23 protein-coding genes are annotated in these 18,280 nt (G+C 66.6%); 8 read left to right on the forward strand and 15 right to left on the reverse strand.

All coding sequences use genetic code 11. The features are described 5' to 3' along the window. Nucleotides 1-13: 13 nt before the first annotated feature. The 3 genes from EYW42_RS03145 to EYW42_RS03155 all read right to left on the reverse strand — a co-directional run bounded on the left by EYW42_RS03145 (nucleotide 14) and on the right by EYW42_RS03155 (nucleotide 2,513). On the reverse strand, nucleotides 14-1,048 hold the full coding sequence (locus EYW42_RS03145) for a DUF58 domain-containing protein (protein ID WP_135533796.1): 1,035 nt from the start codon (nucleotides 1,046-1,048) through the stop codon (nucleotides 14-16). Further along, a complete protein-coding gene (locus EYW42_RS03150) occupies nucleotides 1,045-2,031 on the reverse strand; it encodes an AAA family ATPase (protein WP_135533797.1) in 987 nt (328 codons plus the stop codon). The genes EYW42_RS03145 and EYW42_RS03150 overlap by 4 nt, the downstream gene beginning before the upstream one ends. 164 nt (nucleotides 2,032-2,195) lie before the next feature. Next, the gene (locus EYW42_RS03155; protein WP_135533798.1) at nucleotides 2,196-2,513 is read right to left on the reverse strand and encodes a DUF7573 domain-containing protein; all 318 of its coding nucleotides are present in this window, start codon (nucleotides 2,511-2,513) and stop codon (nucleotides 2,196-2,198) included. 83 nt (nucleotides 2,514-2,596) lie between these two features. On the opposite strand from EYW42_RS03155, the gene EYW42_RS03160 reads away from it, so the two are divergent. Beyond that, nucleotides 2,597-2,803 (forward strand): hypothetical protein, encoded by a 207-nt coding sequence (locus EYW42_RS03160; RefSeq protein ID WP_135533799.1) that lies wholly within the window; start codon nucleotides 2,597-2,599, stop codon nucleotides 2,801-2,803. On the opposite strand, the gene EYW42_RS03165 is transcribed toward EYW42_RS03160, so the two are convergent. The 3 genes from EYW42_RS03165 to EYW42_RS03175 all read right to left on the reverse strand — a co-directional run bounded on the left by EYW42_RS03165 (nucleotide 2,760) and on the right by EYW42_RS03175 (nucleotide 5,122). Continuing rightward, nucleotides 2,760-3,740: a 5,10-methylenetetrahydromethanopterin reductase gene (locus EYW42_RS03165; RefSeq protein ID WP_135533800.1), complete on the reverse strand. Its 981-nt coding sequence runs from the start codon at nucleotides 3,738-3,740 to the stop codon at nucleotides 2,760-2,762. The two genes, EYW42_RS03160 and EYW42_RS03165, sit on opposite strands and share 44 nt — an antisense overlap. A gap of 22 nt (nucleotides 3,741-3,762) precedes the next feature. Then, entirely contained in the window at nucleotides 3,763-4,521 is a 759-nt protein-coding gene (locus EYW42_RS03170) for a coenzyme F420-0:L-glutamate ligase (protein ID WP_135533801.1), read from the reverse strand. Nucleotides 4,522-4,603: 82 nt separating this feature from the next. After that, nucleotides 4,604-5,122, reverse strand: a complete 519-nt coding sequence (locus EYW42_RS03175; protein WP_135533802.1) for a metallophosphoesterase family protein — start codon at nucleotides 5,120-5,122, stop codon at nucleotides 4,604-4,606. 59 nt (nucleotides 5,123-5,181) lie between these two features. Between EYW42_RS03175 and EYW42_RS03180 the strand changes: the two genes are divergently transcribed. Continuing rightward, nucleotides 5,182-6,567, forward strand: a complete 1,386-nt coding sequence (locus tag EYW42_RS03180) for an initiation factor 2B (protein ID WP_135533803.1) — start codon at nucleotides 5,182-5,184, stop codon at nucleotides 6,565-6,567. 186 nt (nucleotides 6,568-6,753) lie between these two features. After that, a complete protein-coding gene (gene ddh, locus EYW42_RS03185; protein WP_135533804.1) occupies nucleotides 6,754-7,686 on the forward strand; it encodes a D-2-hydroxyacid dehydrogenase in 933 nt (310 codons plus the stop codon). A 217-nt stretch (nucleotides 7,687-7,903) separates the two neighbouring features. Here the strand turns inward: ddh and engB are convergent, their stop codons facing one another. After that, nucleotides 7,904-8,521: a GTP-binding protein EngB gene (gene engB / locus EYW42_RS03190; RefSeq protein ID WP_135533805.1), complete on the reverse strand. Its 618-nt coding sequence runs from the start codon at nucleotides 8,519-8,521 to the stop codon at nucleotides 7,904-7,906. A 92-nt stretch (nucleotides 8,522-8,613) separates the two neighbouring features. Here engB and EYW42_RS03195 point away from each other — a divergent pair, with 92 nt between their 5' ends. The 3 genes from EYW42_RS03195 (at nucleotide 8,614) to EYW42_RS03205 (ending at nucleotide 12,318) form a co-directional block, all read left to right on the forward strand. After that, nucleotides 8,614-10,026, forward strand: a complete 1,413-nt coding sequence (locus EYW42_RS03195; protein ID WP_135533806.1) for a TIGR00341 family protein — start codon at nucleotides 8,614-8,616, stop codon at nucleotides 10,024-10,026. 98 nt (nucleotides 10,027-10,124) lie between these two features. Continuing rightward, complete coding sequence (locus EYW42_RS03200; protein WP_135533807.1) at nucleotides 10,125-11,513, forward strand: DUF389 domain-containing protein; 1,389 nt, start codon at nucleotides 10,125-10,127, stop codon at nucleotides 11,511-11,513. A gap of 34 nt (nucleotides 11,514-11,547) precedes the next feature. Beyond that, nucleotides 11,548-12,318 carry an SIMPL domain-containing protein gene (locus EYW42_RS03205; RefSeq protein WP_135533808.1) on the forward strand — a complete coding sequence of 257 codons (771 nt, stop codon included), beginning with the start codon at nucleotides 11,548-11,550 and terminating at the stop codon, nucleotides 12,316-12,318. Between the two features lie 199 nt (nucleotides 12,319-12,517). Here EYW42_RS03205 and EYW42_RS03210 read toward each other — a convergent pair whose 3' ends face one another. Beyond that, nucleotides 12,518-13,528: an NOG1 family protein gene (locus EYW42_RS03210; protein ID WP_135533809.1), complete on the reverse strand. Its 1,011-nt coding sequence runs from the start codon at nucleotides 13,526-13,528 to the stop codon at nucleotides 12,518-12,520. A gap of 196 nt (nucleotides 13,529-13,724) precedes the next feature. Between EYW42_RS03210 and EYW42_RS03215 the strand changes: the two genes are divergently transcribed. After that, nucleotides 13,725-14,126, forward strand: a complete 402-nt coding sequence (locus EYW42_RS03215; RefSeq protein ID WP_135533810.1) for a DUF5518 domain-containing protein — start codon at nucleotides 13,725-13,727, stop codon at nucleotides 14,124-14,126. A gap of 16 nt (nucleotides 14,127-14,142) precedes the next feature. Here the strand turns inward: EYW42_RS03215 and hisE are convergent, their stop codons facing one another. From hisE to EYW42_RS03235, 4 genes are read right to left on the reverse strand one after another with little or no spacing between them, the layout of a single operon-like run. Beyond that, nucleotides 14,143-14,442, reverse strand: a complete 300-nt coding sequence (hisE, locus tag EYW42_RS03220; protein ID WP_135533811.1) for a phosphoribosyl-ATP diphosphatase — start codon at nucleotides 14,440-14,442, stop codon at nucleotides 14,143-14,145. Then, a complete protein-coding gene (locus tag EYW42_RS03225) occupies nucleotides 14,439-14,888 on the reverse strand; it encodes a bifunctional nuclease family protein (RefSeq protein WP_135533812.1) in 450 nt (149 codons plus the stop codon). Before EYW42_RS03225 ends, hisE begins: the two co-directional genes overlap by 4 nt. 35 nt (nucleotides 14,889-14,923) lie before the next feature. After that, entirely contained in the window at nucleotides 14,924-15,565 is a 642-nt protein-coding gene (gene pdxT, locus EYW42_RS03230; RefSeq protein ID WP_135533813.1) for a pyridoxal 5'-phosphate synthase glutaminase subunit PdxT, read from the reverse strand. 43 nt (nucleotides 15,566-15,608) lie between these two features. Continuing rightward, nucleotides 15,609-15,770 carry a preprotein translocase subunit Sec61beta gene (locus tag EYW42_RS03235; RefSeq protein WP_135533814.1) on the reverse strand — a complete coding sequence of 54 codons (162 nt, stop codon included), beginning with the start codon at nucleotides 15,768-15,770 and terminating at the stop codon, nucleotides 15,609-15,611. A 178-nt stretch (nucleotides 15,771-15,948) separates the two neighbouring features. Between EYW42_RS03235 and EYW42_RS03240 the strand changes: the two genes are divergently transcribed. Further along, a complete protein-coding gene (locus EYW42_RS03240; RefSeq protein WP_135533815.1) occupies nucleotides 15,949-16,218 on the forward strand; it encodes a thioredoxin family protein in 270 nt (89 codons plus the stop codon). A gap of 381 nt (nucleotides 16,219-16,599) precedes the next feature. On the opposite strand, the gene npdG is transcribed toward EYW42_RS03240, so the two are convergent. The 3 genes from npdG to EYW42_RS03255 are packed head-to-tail and all read right to left on the reverse strand — an operon-like array spanning nucleotide 16,600 to nucleotide 18,248. Further along, nucleotides 16,600-17,268 carry an NADPH-dependent F420 reductase gene (gene npdG, locus EYW42_RS03245; protein ID WP_135533816.1) on the reverse strand — a complete coding sequence of 223 codons (669 nt, stop codon included), beginning with the start codon at nucleotides 17,266-17,268 and terminating at the stop codon, nucleotides 16,600-16,602. A 39-nt stretch (nucleotides 17,269-17,307) separates the two neighbouring features. Next, nucleotides 17,308-17,868, reverse strand: coding sequence for a hypothetical protein (locus EYW42_RS03250; RefSeq protein WP_135533817.1), 561 nt, complete (start codon nucleotides 17,866-17,868; stop codon nucleotides 17,308-17,310). Continuing rightward, the gene (locus EYW42_RS03255) at nucleotides 17,868-18,248 is read right to left on the reverse strand and encodes a hypothetical protein (RefSeq protein ID WP_135533818.1); all 381 of its coding nucleotides are present in this window, start codon (nucleotides 18,246-18,248) and stop codon (nucleotides 17,868-17,870) included. The genes EYW42_RS03250 and EYW42_RS03255 overlap by 1 nt, the downstream gene beginning before the upstream one ends. Nucleotides 18,249-18,280 lie beyond the last annotated feature (32 nt).

Below are 18,280 nucleotides of genomic sequence, written 5' to 3' on the forward strand. Positions count from 1 at the left end.
ATAGTCCGGGCGCTCACGGCGACACCTCCTGTCGCGGTGTTCGAGTCCGCGCGGCCGACGGCGTCGCGTTCCCGGACACCACCGCGAGGTCGTCGAACGGAACGCTCCGGCCGTCGGCCTCGACAGTGACCTCTCCCTCCTCCGGGGCGGTGATGACGACATCAGCGGGAGTGCGTCGCTCCGGCGGGACGACGCCGGCACCCGTCCGTGCGAGCAGCGAAAGCACCGCCTCTCGTTGGGCCCGGCCAATGCCCGCATCCACCGACCCGTCGGGAGCGTCGAGCGCGACCGGGACGCCCGCGTCGAGGAGCGCGAGTGAGACACTCGCCGCCGCGGTCGCCATCGCGCTGGCGTGGTCGTGGACGGCGTCTGCCGCCTCCGCGACGACGTGGACCGTGTCCGGTCGGTCGTTTCCGTAGTACTCCCTGACGAGCAGGTCCACGTCAGGGCGCTTGGCGCTGGATTTCCAGTGAACGTCGCGCAGCGAGTCCCCGCGAGCGTACTCCCGAACGGAGTCGAACTCGTCGCGGTTTAAGCCGGCGTCGTCAGTGTCGAACAGGAACCCCTCGCCCCCGACCTCGAACACCTCCGGATACGCGAGTATCGTATCGGTTTCCCGGTACTGGAAGGTCCGCTCGACGAGTCCGAGCACGTCGGTGACGGTGACGGTCGCGGGGCCGAGACGTTGCGGGCCTCGGCGCGTCAGCGTCACGTCGTAGGAGATGTCTGTCGCCCCGAGCGTCGTCTCCTGGCTGGTCTCCGGTGCCCAGATGCCGTCGTCGACCGCGTCCGTGACCACGCCGGAGATCGGCGTTCCGGCGTCGATATCGAGGGCCACGGTGTGCGTTTCGTCGACGAATCCGTCGGACGGCGCGTCGCGTTCGAACGACGGGCGGTCGACGCGTCGAACCTGGATGGCCGCGCCGGCCAGAGCGACTAGAGCGGGGACCATGACGGCGTTGAGCGAGCGCGCGCCGTAGGCTATCGCCATCCAGAGGGCGACGACCACGAGACCGAGCAGTCCCCGGCCGCGTCGTGTGAGGTTCATTCGACCGAGACGTTGTCGAGTGCTTCCGAGACGATACGTCCGCCGTCGCGAGCGGTTCCGCCTTCCGTCCGAACGCGGTGTGCGAGCACCGAGGGGGCCTCGGCCTGAACGTCGTCCGGAATGACGTAATCACGCCCGCCGAGTACGGCCCGGGCCTGAGCGGCGCGAAGCAGCGCGATGGTTCCGCGGGGGCTCACGCCCAGTGCCGCGTTCTCGCGGGTGTAGCCGGCGAGGCGGCTTCCGTACTCCCGGATCGGGCCGTTGACCGTCACTCCCGACACCGTCGCCCGCGCACGGCGGACCGTCTGGACATCGGTGACGGCCGACAGGTCGTCGATGGGGTGGCCGCCGACGACGCGGTCTAACATCGTCGTCTCCTCCTCGTGGTCGGGGTAGCCGAGGTTTATCTTCTTCATGAAGCGGTCGACTTCGGCCAGCGGGAGTTCGTAAGTGCGGTTTTGCTCGACGGTGTTTTGCGTGGCGACGACGGTAAACGGGTCCGGGAGCGGTCGTGTCTTCCCGTCGACGGTCACCTGCCCCTCCTCCATCGCCTCCAGCAGCGCGCTCTGGGTCTTCGGCGGCGCGCGGTTTATCTCGTCGGTGAGAACGAGGTTAGCGAACACCGGTCCGCGCTGGAACTCGAACTCGCGCGTTTTCTGGTTGAACACGTTGACGCCGGTAACGTCGGAGGGGAGGAGATCGGGCGTGAACTGGACCCGGTTGAACGAGCAGTCGATCGACCGAGAGAGCGCCCGAGCGAGCATCGTCTTGCCGACGCCGGGGACGTCCTCCACGAGTACGTGGCCGTCGGCGAGAACGGCGGTGAGGACGTGTTCGATCTCCTCGTGATGGCCGACGATCACCTCCTCGACGTTGTCGATCACGGAGTTACTCGCTCGCGCCGCGTCGTCGACCGAGAGCGGGTCGAGGTCGTCCTCCCGGTTCCGCTGGGCCGTCGTCTCAGGTCCATTTGCGTCGGTCATGCGTTGAGAGCGGGGACGGTCGAGACGGACGCAACCTCCCGTACGCTCGCCCCGACCGCCGCCTTCGTGTGGGCATCACTAACGGGCCGAGGCATGTAACGTTGCCGTTCCTGGCGATTAATAATGTAGTATAAGGGCGACACGACATCGCGGGTCCCCGGCCGTCACCAGTCCTTGCAGGCGGGACAGACGAACCGCTCGCCGTCGTGCCACCGCCGCTCGGCGACCGCTCCGCAGTCAGGACACTCGGCACCGTTCGGCGACCAGCGGTACGTCGCAGTCGCCGGGTCTCGTGACCGGGCAGTCGAGGCGGTCGCGTCAGCGGTGGCTTCGTCGTCGGTCGAATCAGCGGTGGCGTCGTCAATAGCTTCGTCGGTGGCGGGATTCGACCCGTCGTCCGCGGTGTCCGAATCCGAACCGTCGACCGCAGAGTCTGAACCCGAATCGTCGTCGAAATCGTTCAGGGACGCGTCCTCTGGCACGGGTCGCCGTACGAAGCGGGTGTTCATAGGACTGTGGGATCGGGAGACGAACGACACAAATACCAGGACTCCGAACGGCCGGTATGGTCTCGATTATCGAGAACGTCACCGAGATGGTCGATCTCTTCGGGAACGTCGCGACGTTCGGTCCGGCATCCGCCGTGTTACTCGCTATCGGCGCGCTCCTGATTATCGGGTCGAGCGCCGTTCTGGGCTACCTCACGGCCGGCGCGTTCGTCGACCTCCTCATTCCCGAGTCGCTCGGTCGATCGCCGCCCCAGCAAGGCTGACTGCGGTGTCTAGGTCCGGGCCGAGCGGGGCGCTCGCGACGATACTGTCCGCGTACTCTGCGATATCCGATAGCCGCTCGGCCACCGTTTCCTCCGTACCGGCGACGGCGAAGGAGTCGATCATCTCCGGCGTCACGGCTGCGAAGGCGTCCGAGAACTCCCCGGCCTCGATGGACTCGCCGATCTCCGCGGCCAGGTCGTCGTCGACGCCGTGGCGGTCGAGCACCGGCGGCGCGGCCCCGCCGACGATGAAGGCGACGGGCGGCCGCGCCGCCTCGCGTGCGGCGTCGGCGTCCGCTGCGACGCTGACGCTTACGTGTGCGCCCACGTCGAACTCGCCGCGGTCGTCCGGCCGCTCCGCGAAACCCTCCGCGACGCGCTCCGATGCCCACTCGAAATCGGCGGGGTGTGAGGCGTTCAACAGGACGCCGTCGGCGTGTTTCGCGCTCATACGAATCATGTGCGGTCCCTGCGCCCCGACGTACACCGGTATCGCTTCCGCGTCGTAGTTCAGCGAGGCGTCGCGAGCGGTGAACGTCCCGTCGTGAGACACTGTCTGCCCGTCCCAGAGGTCTCTGGCCACCGTAAACGCCTCCAGCACGCGCCGCAGTGCGTCGTCGTGGTCGTATCCGAGGTTGGCTATCGTCGAGCGGTCGCCGGCCGCGATGCCGTAGAGCGCGCGGCCGTCGCTCACCTCGTCGAGCGTGGCCATCTGCGAGGCCAGTTTGACCGGGTGGACGTCGTACGGGTTCGCGGCCGCCGGGCCGAGACGGACCCCGTCGGTGGCGTCCGCTATCCGCGTCAGCGTCACGAGCGGGTCTCGGTTGTTGTAATGACAACTCGCCAGCACGGCGTCGAAACCGGCCGCTTCGGCGCGCTCCGCGAGGTCGACGGTTCGATTTATCGGATGTTCCGGCGTGAGTTCGATCCCTTTCATAGTTTGCCCTCTCGCGACCCGGTCATCCCTCGTACTCCCACGCGGCCAGCGCCTGCCTGACGAGGTCGCTCTCGTGGTCGCGGAACAGTTCGTCGCTCCCGCCGTGGTCGCCGAACTCCCAGTCGCGGACGACCGCGACCGGCGTTCCGCCGCCGCCCTCGCCGGTGACGAGGTTCGCCGCCGCCGAGAGTTCGTCGACGACGCTCTCGACCGTTGCTTCGAGTTCGTGACCGTCGCGGTCGACCTCGCCCCGCCAGTCTCGGCTCGCCGGCATCCCCGCCCAGCCGATGGCGACGCCGCGCTGGCCGTTCCGGAACGGCCGTCCGCTCGTGTCCGTTACGACGACTGACGCGTCGACGGAGAGGTTCTCCCGGATCCGCTCGGCGCTTTCGGTTGGGGCCTTCGGCAGGAGCAACAGGTCGTTGCCCGGTACGTTCGACCGGTCGATGCCGGCGTTGACGCCGACGTGTCCGAACCGCGTTTTCGCGAGGAGAAACGGCGACTCCAGCAGCAGTTCGTCGCTCTCCTCCAGAACTGCCTGCGCGAACCGGGGGTCTTTCTCCTCGTCGGTGAGATCACTGATCCGCTCGGCGATGGCTTCCGCGCGCTCGCTCGGCGGGAACGCCGAGAGGTCGGCGGCACGGTCCTCGGCTTTCGAGACTATCGTACTTGCTACCAGTACGATGTCGTCGTCCCGGATGTCCGTCCGGTCCTCGATGAGAGTCGCGACGTCGTCGCCCGGGCGCACTTCTGGGAGACCCGGGACAGCGAACACTTCCATGCGCGGAAATCGGCGCGACGTGATAAAAAGCGCGCGGATGGGGGCAGGTTCCCCCGGCGATAGTGACAGATGCCCCCGGCCGTCACTTCTCTCGCACCGTCACGTCCACGTCGCCGTCCGCCACCTCTGCCGTCATCACGGTCGCCTCGTCAGCCGGGTCCGCCCCCGTCGCGCTACCGGGGTTAAGCAAGCGGACAGGCCCGCCCTCCGGGGGGTCGACGGGTTCGTCCATCAGCTCGTGCGTGTGTCCGGCGACGCCGACGACGGGCCCCGCGACGTTCGCCGCCTCGTCCGCCACGATGCCGGCGACGCGCTCGCGGTAGTTCCGCATCGCGCCGGTGCCATGGACGACGACGAACGTGACGCCCCCGAGTTCGACCGCGGCCGTCTCCGGTAGGTCCAGGTCGACGGGGTCCATGTTGCCGCGGACGGCGGTGAGGTCGGCGGCAAGGTCGCGGAACTCGTCGTACGCATCGACCGCGTCGAAGTCGCCGGCGTGGATGACGTGGTCCGCCTCGCGGACACGGTCTTCGACCCACTCCGGCACCTCGTCGGCGCGGGTCGGTACGTGGGTGTCGCTGACGATAGCAACGGTCGGCATATCCGGTCTTTCGGCCCGCACCCCGAAAGAAGTTCCCGGTGGAGCGAGTACGCCGCGATATGACAGAGTACGTCGCGTGTTTCGTCCGGAGGGGAAGCGGGATTCTGCTCGGACGGCGGACCGACAGCGGCGCGACCGGAGCCGGAAGAGCCGGGGGCACAGGAGACGGAGGGGGAACGGAGAAGGTTGAGGACGCAAGAGAGGGCACAGAAGACGGAGGAGACGCCGTGGGGCAACAGGGCTCGGAGCACGGTGTGGGCGATGTCTGGGACATCGTTCACGAAACGGCCGGCGCAGACCCGGAAACCACGGCCGTCGACGCCGTCGAACGGATCGCCGACGCGACGCTCGTCCGGACTGGACAGCCGGTTTATCCCGACGACGACACCGCAGTCCACCCGTTCCTGTTCGACGTGAGCGTCCCGCTACTGAAAGAGGACGCGAGCGAGCGTTCGGCCGACAGCGAATCGACCCTCGGCGGGACGGTCGCCAGCGACGCGTTCGAGGGGACGGAGTGGGCCGCGCCGACGGAACTGCTCCGCCGGGAGACGCCGCCCGGCCGCTGGCGCGCCTACGAGGTCGTCGCACCGACGGTTCGCTCGGTCGCGGCGGACGACGAACACGGGTCCGCGTACATCTCACTGCGGGGGCTGGAAGTGCTTCGCGACCGGGCGGCGATAGTCGCCGATGAGAGCGAGGACGGCTCCGGAGAACTCGTCGACCTCGCGGCGCGACTTCGCCGCGCTCGTCCGAGCATGGCGGCGCTGCACAACCGCGTTAACCGCGCTGTCGCCGAGAGCGACGGGACGCCCGAAGGGATCGAGGCGGCCGCCGCCGAGGGGATAGACCGCGCGCTCCGCGCCGACACGGACGCCGCGAGCGGGGCCGCCCAGCGCGCGGACGACGCGGCGGTGTTGACGCTCTCGCGCTCCCGCACCGTCCTGTCGGCGCTCCGCGAGGCCGACGCGCGGGCGCTGTTCGTCGCGGAGTCCCGGCCTGGAAACGAGGGCGTCGGCGTGGCCGAGTCGCTGGCGGAGAGTTGCCCTGTGACGCTGCACACCGACGCCGCGATAGCGCACGTACTACGTGAGGAGCCTGTCGACGCCGTTCTCGTCGGTGCCGACACGGTGCGCCCGGACGGGGGCGTGGTGAACAAAACGGGAACGCGAGTCGCGGCGCTCGCCGCCGACCGCGAGGGCGTGCCGTTTCTCGCCGTCGCCGCCAGCGACAAGGTGGCGACGGCAGAGACGGTCCCGCTGGAATCGGGCGACCGGGCCGCGGTGTACGACGGCGACGCGCCGCTCGACGTGCGAAATCCGACGTTCGACGTGACGCCGCCGGACCTGGTCGACGGCGTCGTAACCGAACGCGGCACGCTGACGCCAGACGAGGTTGGCGAGGTGGCCGACGAACTCCGCGACCTGGCGGCGCGAGCGCAAGAGTAAAACTCGTCGACCGGCTACTGACCGCCGGCGGCAGTGACGAGGGTTACCCCCACCGAGCCCCTTGTGACGAGGCCTTTTCCCGAGCCGCCGTTCCTCGCCCTCTGAGCGGCGGCTCCACGTCTCCCGGCTGAAGCGGTCAGCCGCGTCGCCGCAAGATTGAACGGCGCTTTCCGCGAACACCGACGCATGCAACTCCGTCGACTGGGCATCAACGAGACCGTGAGCGTCATTTTCCCGCCTGAGCGGTTGGCAGACGCACTCGCCGACATCGACGCCGAGGTGGCCGTCGTCGGCGACGACCGCGAGGAACTCGCCGAGTGCGACGGCGTCGTCACGTTCGCGCACCGCGAAGCCTACCTCGACACCGTCGACTGGGTGCATTCGGTACAGGCGGGAATCGACCGCTTCCCGCTGGAGGAGTTCGAGGCGCGCGGCATCGCTCTGACCAACAGCACGGGCATTCACCGCGACGCCGTCGGCGAGACGGTGACGGGCTACGTGCTGATGTTCGCCCGTCAGCTACACGACTACGTCGCACAGCAGGAACGCACGGAGTGGCGACATCCGGACTGGGACGGCCCGTTCACCGTCCGCGGCGAGTCGCTCTGCGTCGTCGGCCTCGGGACGCTCGGCCGTGGCATCGCCGAACGCGCGGACGCTCTGGGGATGGAGGTCACCGGCGTCAAGCGAACGCCGGAGGACGTGCCGGGCGTCTCCCACGTCCGACCGGCCGACGAGTTACGCGAGGCCATCGCTGACGCGACGTTCGTCGCCCTCGCGGTCCCGCTGAACGACGAAACCGAGGGGCTGATCGGCCCCGACGAACTCGACGCGATGCGGGACGACGCGTACCTGATCAACGTCGCGCGCGGCGGGGTCGTCCGTCAGAACGCGCTCGTGGAAGCGCTCCGCGAGGACCGCCTCGCCGGTGCCGCACTGGACGTGTTCGAGACGGAACCCCTCCCGGAGCGCTCGCCGCTGTGGGAGATGGACGACGTCATCGTCACGCCCCACGCCGCCGCCCAGACCCGCGACTACTTCCGCAATATCGCCGAACTGGTCCGAGAGAACGTCGACCGGATCGGGGCCGGCGAGGAGTTCCACAACCGCGTCGTTTAGCGCTCGCGGCGGCCGGGTTGGCGTGTGTCGGCCGGGCTGGATTGCGGCGGCCGGGCTGGACCGCTCCGCGACGCGGGGCGTGTCCAGGTACGGGGGAGGGCAGGGCGTCGGGCTAGCGATAGATCCGCGAGCGCCGTCAGGCGCGAGCGGGGTTTTTTGGCCGAGCTTTTTTGCGTGAGAGGTGGCCGAAGGCCACCCGAACGGGAAAAAAGGTCGCTCAGAAGAACTTGAACAGGTCGTCCCGCTCCTGTTCGTGGAGGTGGTGGCGGATCGCCTCCTCCAGCGGTTCGATGCTTCCGGTCTTTGCGGTGATCGGGGCGACCGTCTCCTGCCACTGCTGCCACGGCGGGTAGAGACCGAAGCGGTCGCAGATCTCGTCGAGTCGCTCGTCCTCGTCGTCGACCTTGTCCATCTTGTTGACGGCGATGACCGTCGGGATCCCGAGGTCCTGAAAGAAGTAGTACATATCGAGCACGTAGGGGACGTCGTCCTCACCTGAGTGACGGTCGATGATGTCGACGGCGCTCTTGCCGTCGAGGACTATCACGGCGACGAGAACGTTGTCGGCGCGGTCCTCGATGTACTCCACGATGCCGTCTTTGATCGCCTCCCGGTGGTCCTCGTCGACGCCGGACATGAAGCCGAACCCGGGGAGGTCAGTCAGGACGAAGTCCTCGGGAGCCCAGTCGTAGTGATTGGGCGAACGGGTGACGCCGGGTTTCTGGCCGGTGTCGAACGTGTGGCCCGTCAACTCGCGCATCAGCGTCGACTTGCCGACGTTCGACCGGCCGGCGAACACGACTTCGGCGTCACGGTCCGGTCGGTCATCAAACATGGCCGCAGGTAGCGCGCGCTGGCGGTTAAGACTGCTGTCTCGGTCATCTCCCTTCCCGGGATTATTTGCCGACGGCCCCCAAAGCGGCGCACGTGCGTCTCGTAGAGGTCATGATCCCGGCAGGAAAGCGTGAGGCGGTTCTGAAAACCCTCGACGACGAGGGTATCGACTACGCCCTCACGGACGAAACGAGCGGCCGGGAGTACACCGCCGTCGTCTCGTTCCCGCTGCCGCGGAACGCGGTCGAACCGATACTGGAACGGCTCCGCGAGATCGGGATCGACGAGGACAGTTACACGATCGTTATCGACGCTCAGACAGTCATTTCGCGGCGGTTCGACGAACTGCAAGAGCAGTATAACGACACAAACGAATCGGACCAGCGGATCGCTCGCGAGGAGATACAGTCGGAAGCGGCGGACCTCATGCCGAACGTCCGGACCTATCTGACGCTGGCTATCGTAAGCGCCGTCGTCGCGACGGCGGGCCTGCTGCTCGATTCGCCGGCGGTGGTCGTCGGGTCGATGGTCATCGCGCCGGTGCTCGGCCCGGCGATGGCGACCAGCGTGGGGACCGTCATCAACGACAACGACCTGTTCCGACAGGGTGTGAAGTTCCAGGTCGTCGGATTCACAGCGGCGACTATCGCCGCGACGGTGTTCGCGTTGCTGGTCAAGTCGCTGTATCTGGTGCCGCCGGGGCTGGACGTCCTCGAACTCGGCCAGGTGCAGGGACGCCTCTCGCCGGACTTGCTCTCGCTCGCGGTGGCTCTCGGCGGCGGGATAGCCGGGGCGATGAGCCTCTCCGGCGGCGTCTCGGCGGCGCTCGTCGGCGTGATGATCGCCGCGGCACTCATCCCCCCCGTCGCTGCCGTCGGGATCGGTATCGCGTGGGGCCTCTCGGACGTCGTTCTCGGGGCCGGTGTACTGGTTCTCGTCAACCTCTTTTCCATCAACCTCGCGGCGCTCGTCGTGCTCTGGTACATGGGGTATCGTCCCGGGAAGTGGTTCGAGGCGGACGAGGCTCGGTCCAAGACGGTCCGGCGCATCGGGATGCTTCTCGTCGGCCTGCTCCTCCTGTCGGGCTTTCTGGCGGGCGTCACCCTCACGTCGTTCCAGACGGCGACCAGCGACCAGGCGGTCCGGGACGAGGTAAACGCCGTCCTCAGCGACGAGGAGTACGCGAATCTCTCTCTCATCGACGTCGAGATAACCCGCGAAGGCGGCCCGCTCGGGTCCCAAACGGACCAAGTGGTTATTACCGTCGGTCGCCCGGGCGACGAGAACCACCCGGGACTGGCGAGTCGGATCGTCGAACGCGTCAGGGACACGACCGGACAGAACGTCAGCGTTCAGGTGCAGTTGGTTACGGTCCAGACCGCGGGCGGGTCGTCCGAGCGAGTCGCCGAACCGGTCCGGGCCGCCGAGCGCTCTCCGTTCGCCCGGGCGCGCGACAAACACGGCGGAGCGCACAGTTCTGCGGTCCCGGGGCAGACCGTAACGTGACCTTAGCCGGTTGTTCGGGGCGGTAACCGACTGCTTCCGCGACCCGGACGCACACAACGACCCCCGGTCCTTTTTCGACCGGGCGGCGTTGGCCTGCTGTGCGTCTCATCCAGATCCTCGTTTCCGACGAGAAACGCGACGCCGTCACCGCCGCGCTGGAGTCGGAAAACGTCGACTACGTCATCAGTCGTAACGAGAGCGACGCCGGCGGTTGGATCGTGGAGTTCCCGTTGCCCACGGACGCCGTCGGGACCATCCGGGACACGCTGGAGCAAGCCGGCTTCCCCGAAGACGGGTACACCGTCCTCGGCAACGCGGAGACTGCGACGACACCTCACTCCGAGGAACTGCAGGACCGGTTCGCCTCCGATTTCGACCCGCTGACGCGACCGGAACTCAAGTCGAAGGCCCAGGACATGAGCCGGGACCCGACGTCGTTCGTGGCGATGATCTTCTTCAGCGCCATCATCGCGACTGCCGGTCTCCTTGTCGGGTCGCCGGCGGTGGTCGTCGGGTCGATGGTCATCGCCCCCATCGTCGGCCCGGTGCTGACGACCGGCGTCGGGGGGGTGACCGGCGACGAGAAGATGTTCCGGGAGAGCATCTGGCTCCAGGGGCTCGGCGTCGTCGTCGCTGTCGGCGGCGCGTTCCTGTTCGCCTGGTTGCTCAGGGCCGGCGGGTTCGTCCCGGCGGAACTCGACATCGCGTCGATCCAGCCGATCGCGCTCAGGATCTCCCCGAGCGTGTTCTCGGTGGTCGTCGGACTGGCGTCGGGTGCTGCCGCCGCGTTCGGCCTGACGACGAAGGGACCGACGTCGCTCATCGGCGTGATGATCGCCGCGGCGCTTATTCCGACGGCGGCGACCACCGGTATCGCCCTCGTCTGGGAGTACAACGTCATCGCCTTCGGGACGCTGTTTCTCCTCGTCGCCACGCTGATCGCGATCAACGTCGCCGTGTTCGTCACGCTCTGGGCGCTCGGCTACCAGCGTGTGCAGTGGCGGGCGTTCCTCTCGGGCGATACGCGGCGGAAGACGGTTGCGCTCGGCCTGACCGCGGTCTTACTCATCGCAGTCATCGGCGTGACGGCGGTCGGGACGGGCCAGCAGATCACGTTCCAGCGATCGGTCAATCAGGCGGCACACGACGTCGTCGATTCGGACCAGTACGACCGGGCCAGCATCGTCTCCGTCGGCGTCGAGTACATCGGTGTCAAACCGTTCAGTGCGCCGGAGAACGTTACGGTCAGCATCAGTCATCCACAGGGTACTGAGTATCCGGAACTGGCGAACGACCTGAAAGCGGCCATCGCCGAAGAGACGGGGGAGAACGTCACCGTTCACGTGCAGTTCCAGACGTACCAGACCTCGTCTACCGGCAACGTGACGAACGGCACGGATGACGATCAACCGTCGTCGGTGGCGGCGAGACCGACCGCATCCACGACCCAAGGCTCGTGGCTCAAACTCCCATTTCACCCTCCGTGAACTACTTTGTTAGGTGGGTCGCAGTGAAGATCGTATGACCCGAAAACGTCTCCTCGCGACGCTCGCAGTGGTGGCAATGCTCGTCACCGCGGGCTGTGCGGGGACGATCGGCAGTAGCAGCGATGCCTCTCCGGAGGGAGATACGTCACCAGCAGCAAGCGCCCAACAGCAACAACAACCGGCGAAGTCGGTGAGCGTGTCCGCGAGCGGTGAGGTGACAGCGGACCCCGACCGTGCCGTGTTGGATATCGGGGTCGAGGCGAGCGCTAGCGACGCCGAGACAGTGCGTCAGCAGCTTTCCGAGAACGTCTCCGAGATGCGGGCGGCGCTCGAAGAGATCGGTATCACTGACGACCAGATAGAGACCAGCCGGTATATCATCCGGGAGGACCACGAATCGCGACGGTCCGAGGGTCCGACCAGATACATCGGCACCCACTCCTTCGAGATCGAGATCAACGACACGGACGCGGTCGGCACGGTCATCGAAACGGCCGTCAACAACGGCGGGACGAACGTCGGTCAGGTGTCGTTCACTCTCTCCGAGGAGACGCGCGACGAACTCCGAGAGGAAGCACTCTCGAACGCCATGGACAACGCGCGAAGTGACGCCGAGGTGCTGGCGAAGAACGCCAACCTGACGATCACGGGCGTCACGTCGGCCTCGACCGGTCACGTCGACGTTCGGCCGTACTACGCCGAGGCACAGACCGCGGCGAGCGGCGACGCTTCGACGAGCATCGAGTCCGGCCCCGTCAGCGTCAGCGCGCAGGTCCAGGTGACCTACAACGCGACGGACGCCTGATAGGGACTGTTGTAGGCCAGTCGGGTAGTTCCCATGTCGGGCCGGTGAAAACCGACACAAAGCTGCAACGATCCCAACGAGGGATCGTGAACCGCCTCGGAGTCAAGTAGTTCGAGACTCTCGTCATCACGGAAGACTTCGTCTTCCGTACGACCCCGAAGAACTCGCCTTGTTCGTCTGTAGAAGTAACCGACCGACGCTACTCGTCGAACGGTAGTTCTAGTTCGTAACCGATCTCCTCGACGGCGGCGTCGAGGACGCCTTCTACGTTCTCGCCGTCTGCGACGCTCATGTAGTAGTCCGCGTCGACGTCACGCGAACGGTCGGCCTTGTTACACACAGTGAGAACGGGGACGTCCTCGAACTGCGCTTCGACCGCGTTTCTGAGTTCCAGTTGGACGTCAAGCGGATAGCCGCAGTCGAGGCTCGCGTCGACGAGGAAGAGGACGCAGTCCGCGAGGTGTTCCAGTGCGCTGACCGCCTGTGACTCGATATCGTTCCGGTCCTCCGGCGGTCGGTCGAGGAGCCCCGGAGTGTCGACTATCTGATAACGGATGTGGTCCCGGTCGAAGTGGCCAACGCCGATTCCTCTCGTCGTGAACGGGTACGACGCCGTCTCGCCGCGGGCGTTTGTCACCTCGTTGACGAACGACGATTTCCCGACGTTGGGGTAGCCCGCGACGACGATAGTGGGGGCGTCGGGGTCGATGTCCGGAAGCTTCCGCAACTGTTCGCGCGCTTCGTTGAGGCGAAGCAGGTCGTCCTCGACTTCCTCGACCACGTCGGCGAGGCGGGCGAACGCTTGTTTTCGCACCTTTCGAGCCGTGTCTACGTCGCCGCGCATACGGCCCTGATACTCCTCGCGGAGTTCGTCGGTCTTGCGGCTCGCCCAGGTAACCTCGGAGAGGCTCTTCCGGAGTTCGTCGACGCCGGAAGGCGCGTCAGCGTCTCCCGCGGCATCCGAGTGCGACTCGGAGGCATCCACCATCGCGTCGGCGAGTTCGTAGTAGAACGGGTCGATGTCCTCGAAGTCCGGCCACGCGGTCACCACGTTTTCCAAGTTGTCCGAAAGGATATTCGCCGCCGTCTGAAGCATCGACTGCTGGGCCTGGAATCCGCTCTTGGCCCGCCCCGACCGCGACGCCCGCGAAAACGCCTTGTCGATAAGTTCCTCCGACGTGGGCGTCGTCGGAAGGTCCTCGAAAATCATGGGCGTGAATACGTCTCCGGAGCGTAAAAGCGCGCGGATTCACGCGTCTGAGCGGCGGCGGAGTGGGTCGGCTGTCTACCTATCGGGTCTGAACCACTCGTGCGCGGGACGAACGGCGTTCGCGTCGCGCGGTTCTCGCCCTTGACGGAGCCGTAACGCCGAGAAGGCTTTATTCGTGAACCGCCTACGTCCAGACATGAACTGGCGCGCAGTCATAACCGGGTTTCTGGTCGAGATCGTTGCCGGACTGTTCGCGTTGGCTGCTCCCGGAGTTGGCCACGCAGCGGCCGGCCTGGTCGGCGGGTTCATCGCCGGCTACATGGCCGGTGGGGGACTGCTCAGCGGCGCGTGGCACGGCCTGCTCGCCGGGTCGCTCGGCGGCATCGTTCTGGCGATCACGTTCGGGTTCGGCGCGACCGTCGTCGGCACCATCGGCCTCGGGCCGCTCGGGCCGTTCGTCGGCGGCGCGGTCTTTTTCGTCGCCCTTGCCATCGCCGTGCTGATGGCGCTGGATAGCGCGCTGGCCGGGGCGGTCGGTGGCGTACTCGGGGACTCAGGTGCGAAAAAGGAGCGCATCCGCGCCGACCGCCGCTACTGAGTCCAGCGACTCTCCGTCACCGCCGTTCGGCCAGTTCCGCACGCAGGTCCTCGATGTCCATCCCTTTCATCGACAGCAGGACGAGCAGGTGATAGACGATGTCGGCACTCTCGTGGGCTATTTCATCGTAGTCGTCGTCTTTCGCGGCGAGTACCAGTTCCGTCGACTCCTCGCCGAGTTTCTCCAGCACCTCGTTTTCTCCTTTCTCGCTGGTGAACAGCGAGGCGGTGTAGGAGTCCTCCGGCAGCGTCTCCTTGCGGTCCTCGATGACGGCGAACAGGTCGTCCAGTATCTCCGCGGTGCTCTCCTGGGTCATGCGAGGTCTGCCACCTCCCGGATGTCGTCGAGCGCGTCGAACTCATCCCGCGGTTGCCGTCCGCTCTCGAAGACGGACTCGTCGACCTCGACGGGGGTGTTCGTCCGCGCAGCGAGCGCCAGCGAATCGCTTGGACGGGCGTCGATGATTGCCTCGTCGCGGGGGGTCTCGACGTGCAGGTCGGCGATGTACGTGCCGTCTTCGACGCCGCTGACGACGACTTCGGTCACCCGCCCGCCGAGTTCCTCGATCACGTCGAGCAGGAGGTCGTGAGTCAGCGGTCGCCCGATGTCCTCGGCATCTAAGCCCCGCGCGATGCTCGCCGCCTCGTCGAACCCGATGAAGATAGGGAGAACGTCCGATTCCTCCTCGACGGCGAGGACGGCAACGGGAACGGGGCCGTCGGGCGTCCCGGCGACGCGTACCGCGTCGATAGTCGCGTCCATACACGAACCTCGGACCCCAGGGAGAAAAGTCTCCCCTACTGGGTCGCCGGCGTCTCGGCGAAGAAGGCGAGTTCGTGGATCCTGTCGTCGTCGGTCAGTTCCGGATGGAACGAAGTCCCGATGACGGGGCCGTCGCGGACGGCGACGGGGCGGCCGTCCCACTCGGCGAGGACCGCTACACCACCCGATTGCGTCCGACCGGTCTCCGAGCCACGGCCGGAGTCCCCGCCGACCTCGCTGATAACCGGTGCGCGGATGAACACGCCAGGGAACGGGTCGTCGAGACCGTCCACGTCGAGCGGGGCCTCGAAGCTGTCTTTCTGCCGGCCGAACGCGTTGCGTTCGACGGTAACGTCGATCAGGTCGAGCGTTTCAACGCGCTCGTCACCGGCGTCTCGCGAGGCGACGATGAGCCCCGCACACGTCGCCAGGACCGGTTTGCCGTTGTCGACGTGGTCGACTATCTCTGCGGCTATCCCCTCGTCGTGGAGCAGGCGCGAGATGGTCGTCGACTCCCCGCCCGGCATGAGGAGGGCGTCGCAGTCGGGAACTATCCCGGCGTCACGTATCTCCACCACCTCGGCGGTCCGGCCGCGGCGCTCGGCGGCGTGTTCGATCGCAGCGGCGTGTTCGCTCACGTCGCCCTGTACGGCGACGACTCCGGCTGTAAAGGTCATTGCGCCTACTACGTGCCGCGGCTAAAAAACCCGCACGGACTCGTTATCCGATGAGAGACAGGACCTGAATCAGGACGCCGAACAGTACGCCGAAGGCGACGACTGTTTTCGGGTTGATGGTGATCGCGTTTCGGTCTTCCGCGTCGAAGTAGCGGACTAGTCCCGCACTGGACATTAGCCCGCCGCTGTTTTCGCCGCTGCTCATGTTCGAGTAGTCCGCAATGGGACAGGGTAAACCTTTCGCACCGGTACCGCCACTACTGTCAGGTAGATATCGGTCGGATATCGGTCAGCAACCGAGTGCGTCCAACTGATTGTGCCACGGTTGTACAAGAGTGGGAAACCCTTATGCGCGACGCGCGGGTATTTCCGCCGAGCGCAGTATGACTGTAACACTGAAGGATTTCCATGCAGACTGGTGTGGTCCGTGCAAGACGCAGGACCCGATCCTCGAAGAACTTGAAGAAGATTGGGAGGACCGCTTCGAGGTCGAGAAGATAAACGTCGACGAGAACCAGGATGTGGCCAACGAGTACCAGGTCCGTTCCCTGCCGACACTCATCGTCGAAAACGACGACGGAATCGTCGAACGATTCGTCGGCGTTACCCAGCGCGACGACATCGAAACCGCACTGGAGAACGCCGGGGCCTAGAACGACGACCTTTTTCGGGTGGGGTGTCCTCGCCCCGAAGGCGCTGCGGGCACTCTCCCGGTAAAAAGCTCGGCCAAAAGGGCCGCAGCCTCTCCGTTCGATTACGGACTCTCCGCTATCAGAGTGAGCAGAGACTCGTCAGAGCGACTCTCTGACGGTGAAGCGGCGGCTTCACGGTGTGTGTTACTACCCGCCACACAGCCGGCCGGCCGCGCTGGCGTTTTATCGCCAGCGTGCGGGGAAAGGCAGGCACTCGAAGCGTGCGCTGACGGCCGTCAGCGCCGCGCGAACTAGCTGCCTGGACCGACGCGCTCTCCGCTCGCGCGTCGTGGAGGACAGTGAAAGGGCGCAGCGAGACCCGCCAGGGTCGAGCAAGGGCTTTCAGTGGAACGTTGTCCCCACGTCGTGCATGCCCTCGTTGTACCGGGCGATGTTGATGACCAACGGCGTCACGCTCTCGACTTCGGCCGCGTTTGCGATGGGCCCGGCGTCCAAGGCGCGGAGGCCGTCTATCTGCTCGGCGATCATCGTCACCGTCTCCTTCGCGTCGTCGTCGTCGCCGACGACGAGAGTGTCGACGTCGAGGTCGATGTCGAGGTTGGCGAGGCGGTCGGCGGCGAGGTTGTGGAACGCACCGACGACGGACACGGAATCGGGCGCGGCGGCGGCGGCGACGGCCGTCACGCTCCCCGCGCCGGGGCGATGATAGTGCATGCCGTCTTCGTCGCTTTTCATGCCGACCGCGGGCGTGACGAGGACGGCGTCGTCGTCGAGCCTGTCCGCCACGTCCTCGATGGTGTCGGAGACGTGATAGGGCGGAACGGCCACGACGACCACGTCCGAGCGGTCGGCGGCCATGCCGTTTTCGAAGCCCTTGACGTCGGGGTCGACGCCGCGGCTGTCGAGTTCCGTCTCGTACTCCTCGGCTTTGGTGCGTGCCTTCTCGGGGTCGCGCGACCCGATCAGTATCTCGTGGGCAGTGTCGTACGCCAGACGGAGCGCCAGTCCCTGACCGATATCGCCGGTACCGCCGAGTAGAGCGATTCGCATACCCGTTGGTTAGCCCCTCGGAGATTAAGCGTTGGGTGTTCAGGCGGCGACGCGCATTCTACCGGCCAACGCGACAGCAAAGCCGACGGCTTGCGCGGCGAGGAACGCGACGGCCACAGCGTTCTCAGCGATCGACACGTCGAGCAACAGAGCGGCGCTCGCCCCAACGACGAGCGTAGCCAGCCAGCCGCCGATCAGTCTGTCGAACGTGCCGCTGTCGACTCCGAGGCGGTCGGCACCGCCGTAGAACGCGAGCCAGGCCGCGACGGGCGAGAACGAAGCGACGGTCGCGGGTAAGAAGATATCGTACGGGAGAACGACGAGACGGTCGACCGCGGCGAGCGTCGGCAGGAACCCCCAGGGGAGATACAGAACCACCAGCCAGAAGAACGTTCCCGCGCCGTCGGAAGCAGCGCCGAGGCGCTCGTACCCGCCGTTGTCGAGCCAGGTCGACAAGCGCCACAGCGCGACGAACGCCAGAGCGGCGAAGGCGACAGCCGGTGTGCCCGTTGTCCCGACGCGGTCCGCGACGGGCGAGGAAAAGACCGCGACGAGGTAGGCGCCGCTCGCGAACGTCGAAAGCCAGCCCCAGTCCGCCATCAGGACACGTCCTCCCGAATGCGGTCGTATCCGCCGTAGTACGCCAGCCACGTCGCGAACAGGAACACGATCGCGATTCCGACACCTCGGAGAGCGAGCGTCACCGTCCCCCCGGGTGCAACGGCGTCCATGACCCAGAACAGCGGCATGGCGAGAACGATGGTTCCCCAGAACAGCGTCAGGCGACCGGGCTGGTCGCTGTCGGGACCGATAGAGCGGTCGAGTACCCGAGAGACTATCGGCAGGCCGATGAGGAAGGCAACGGCGGCGACCAGCAGGAAGGAGGCGGGATCGGCCGCGACGGAGCCCCCAACGACCACTCCGACGAGAGCTGAGAGGCCGACCGTCCAGGCGCGATGTTCGAGCGTAGCGCGGTCCATACCGGCCACTCGGTCCGCGGCCGGGATAAGTG

It is taken from the genome of Halostella pelagica, from assembly GCF_004762015.1.
GTDB classification, from domain to species: Archaea; Halobacteriota; Halobacteria; order Halobacteriales; family Natronoarchaeaceae; genus Halostella; species Halostella pelagica.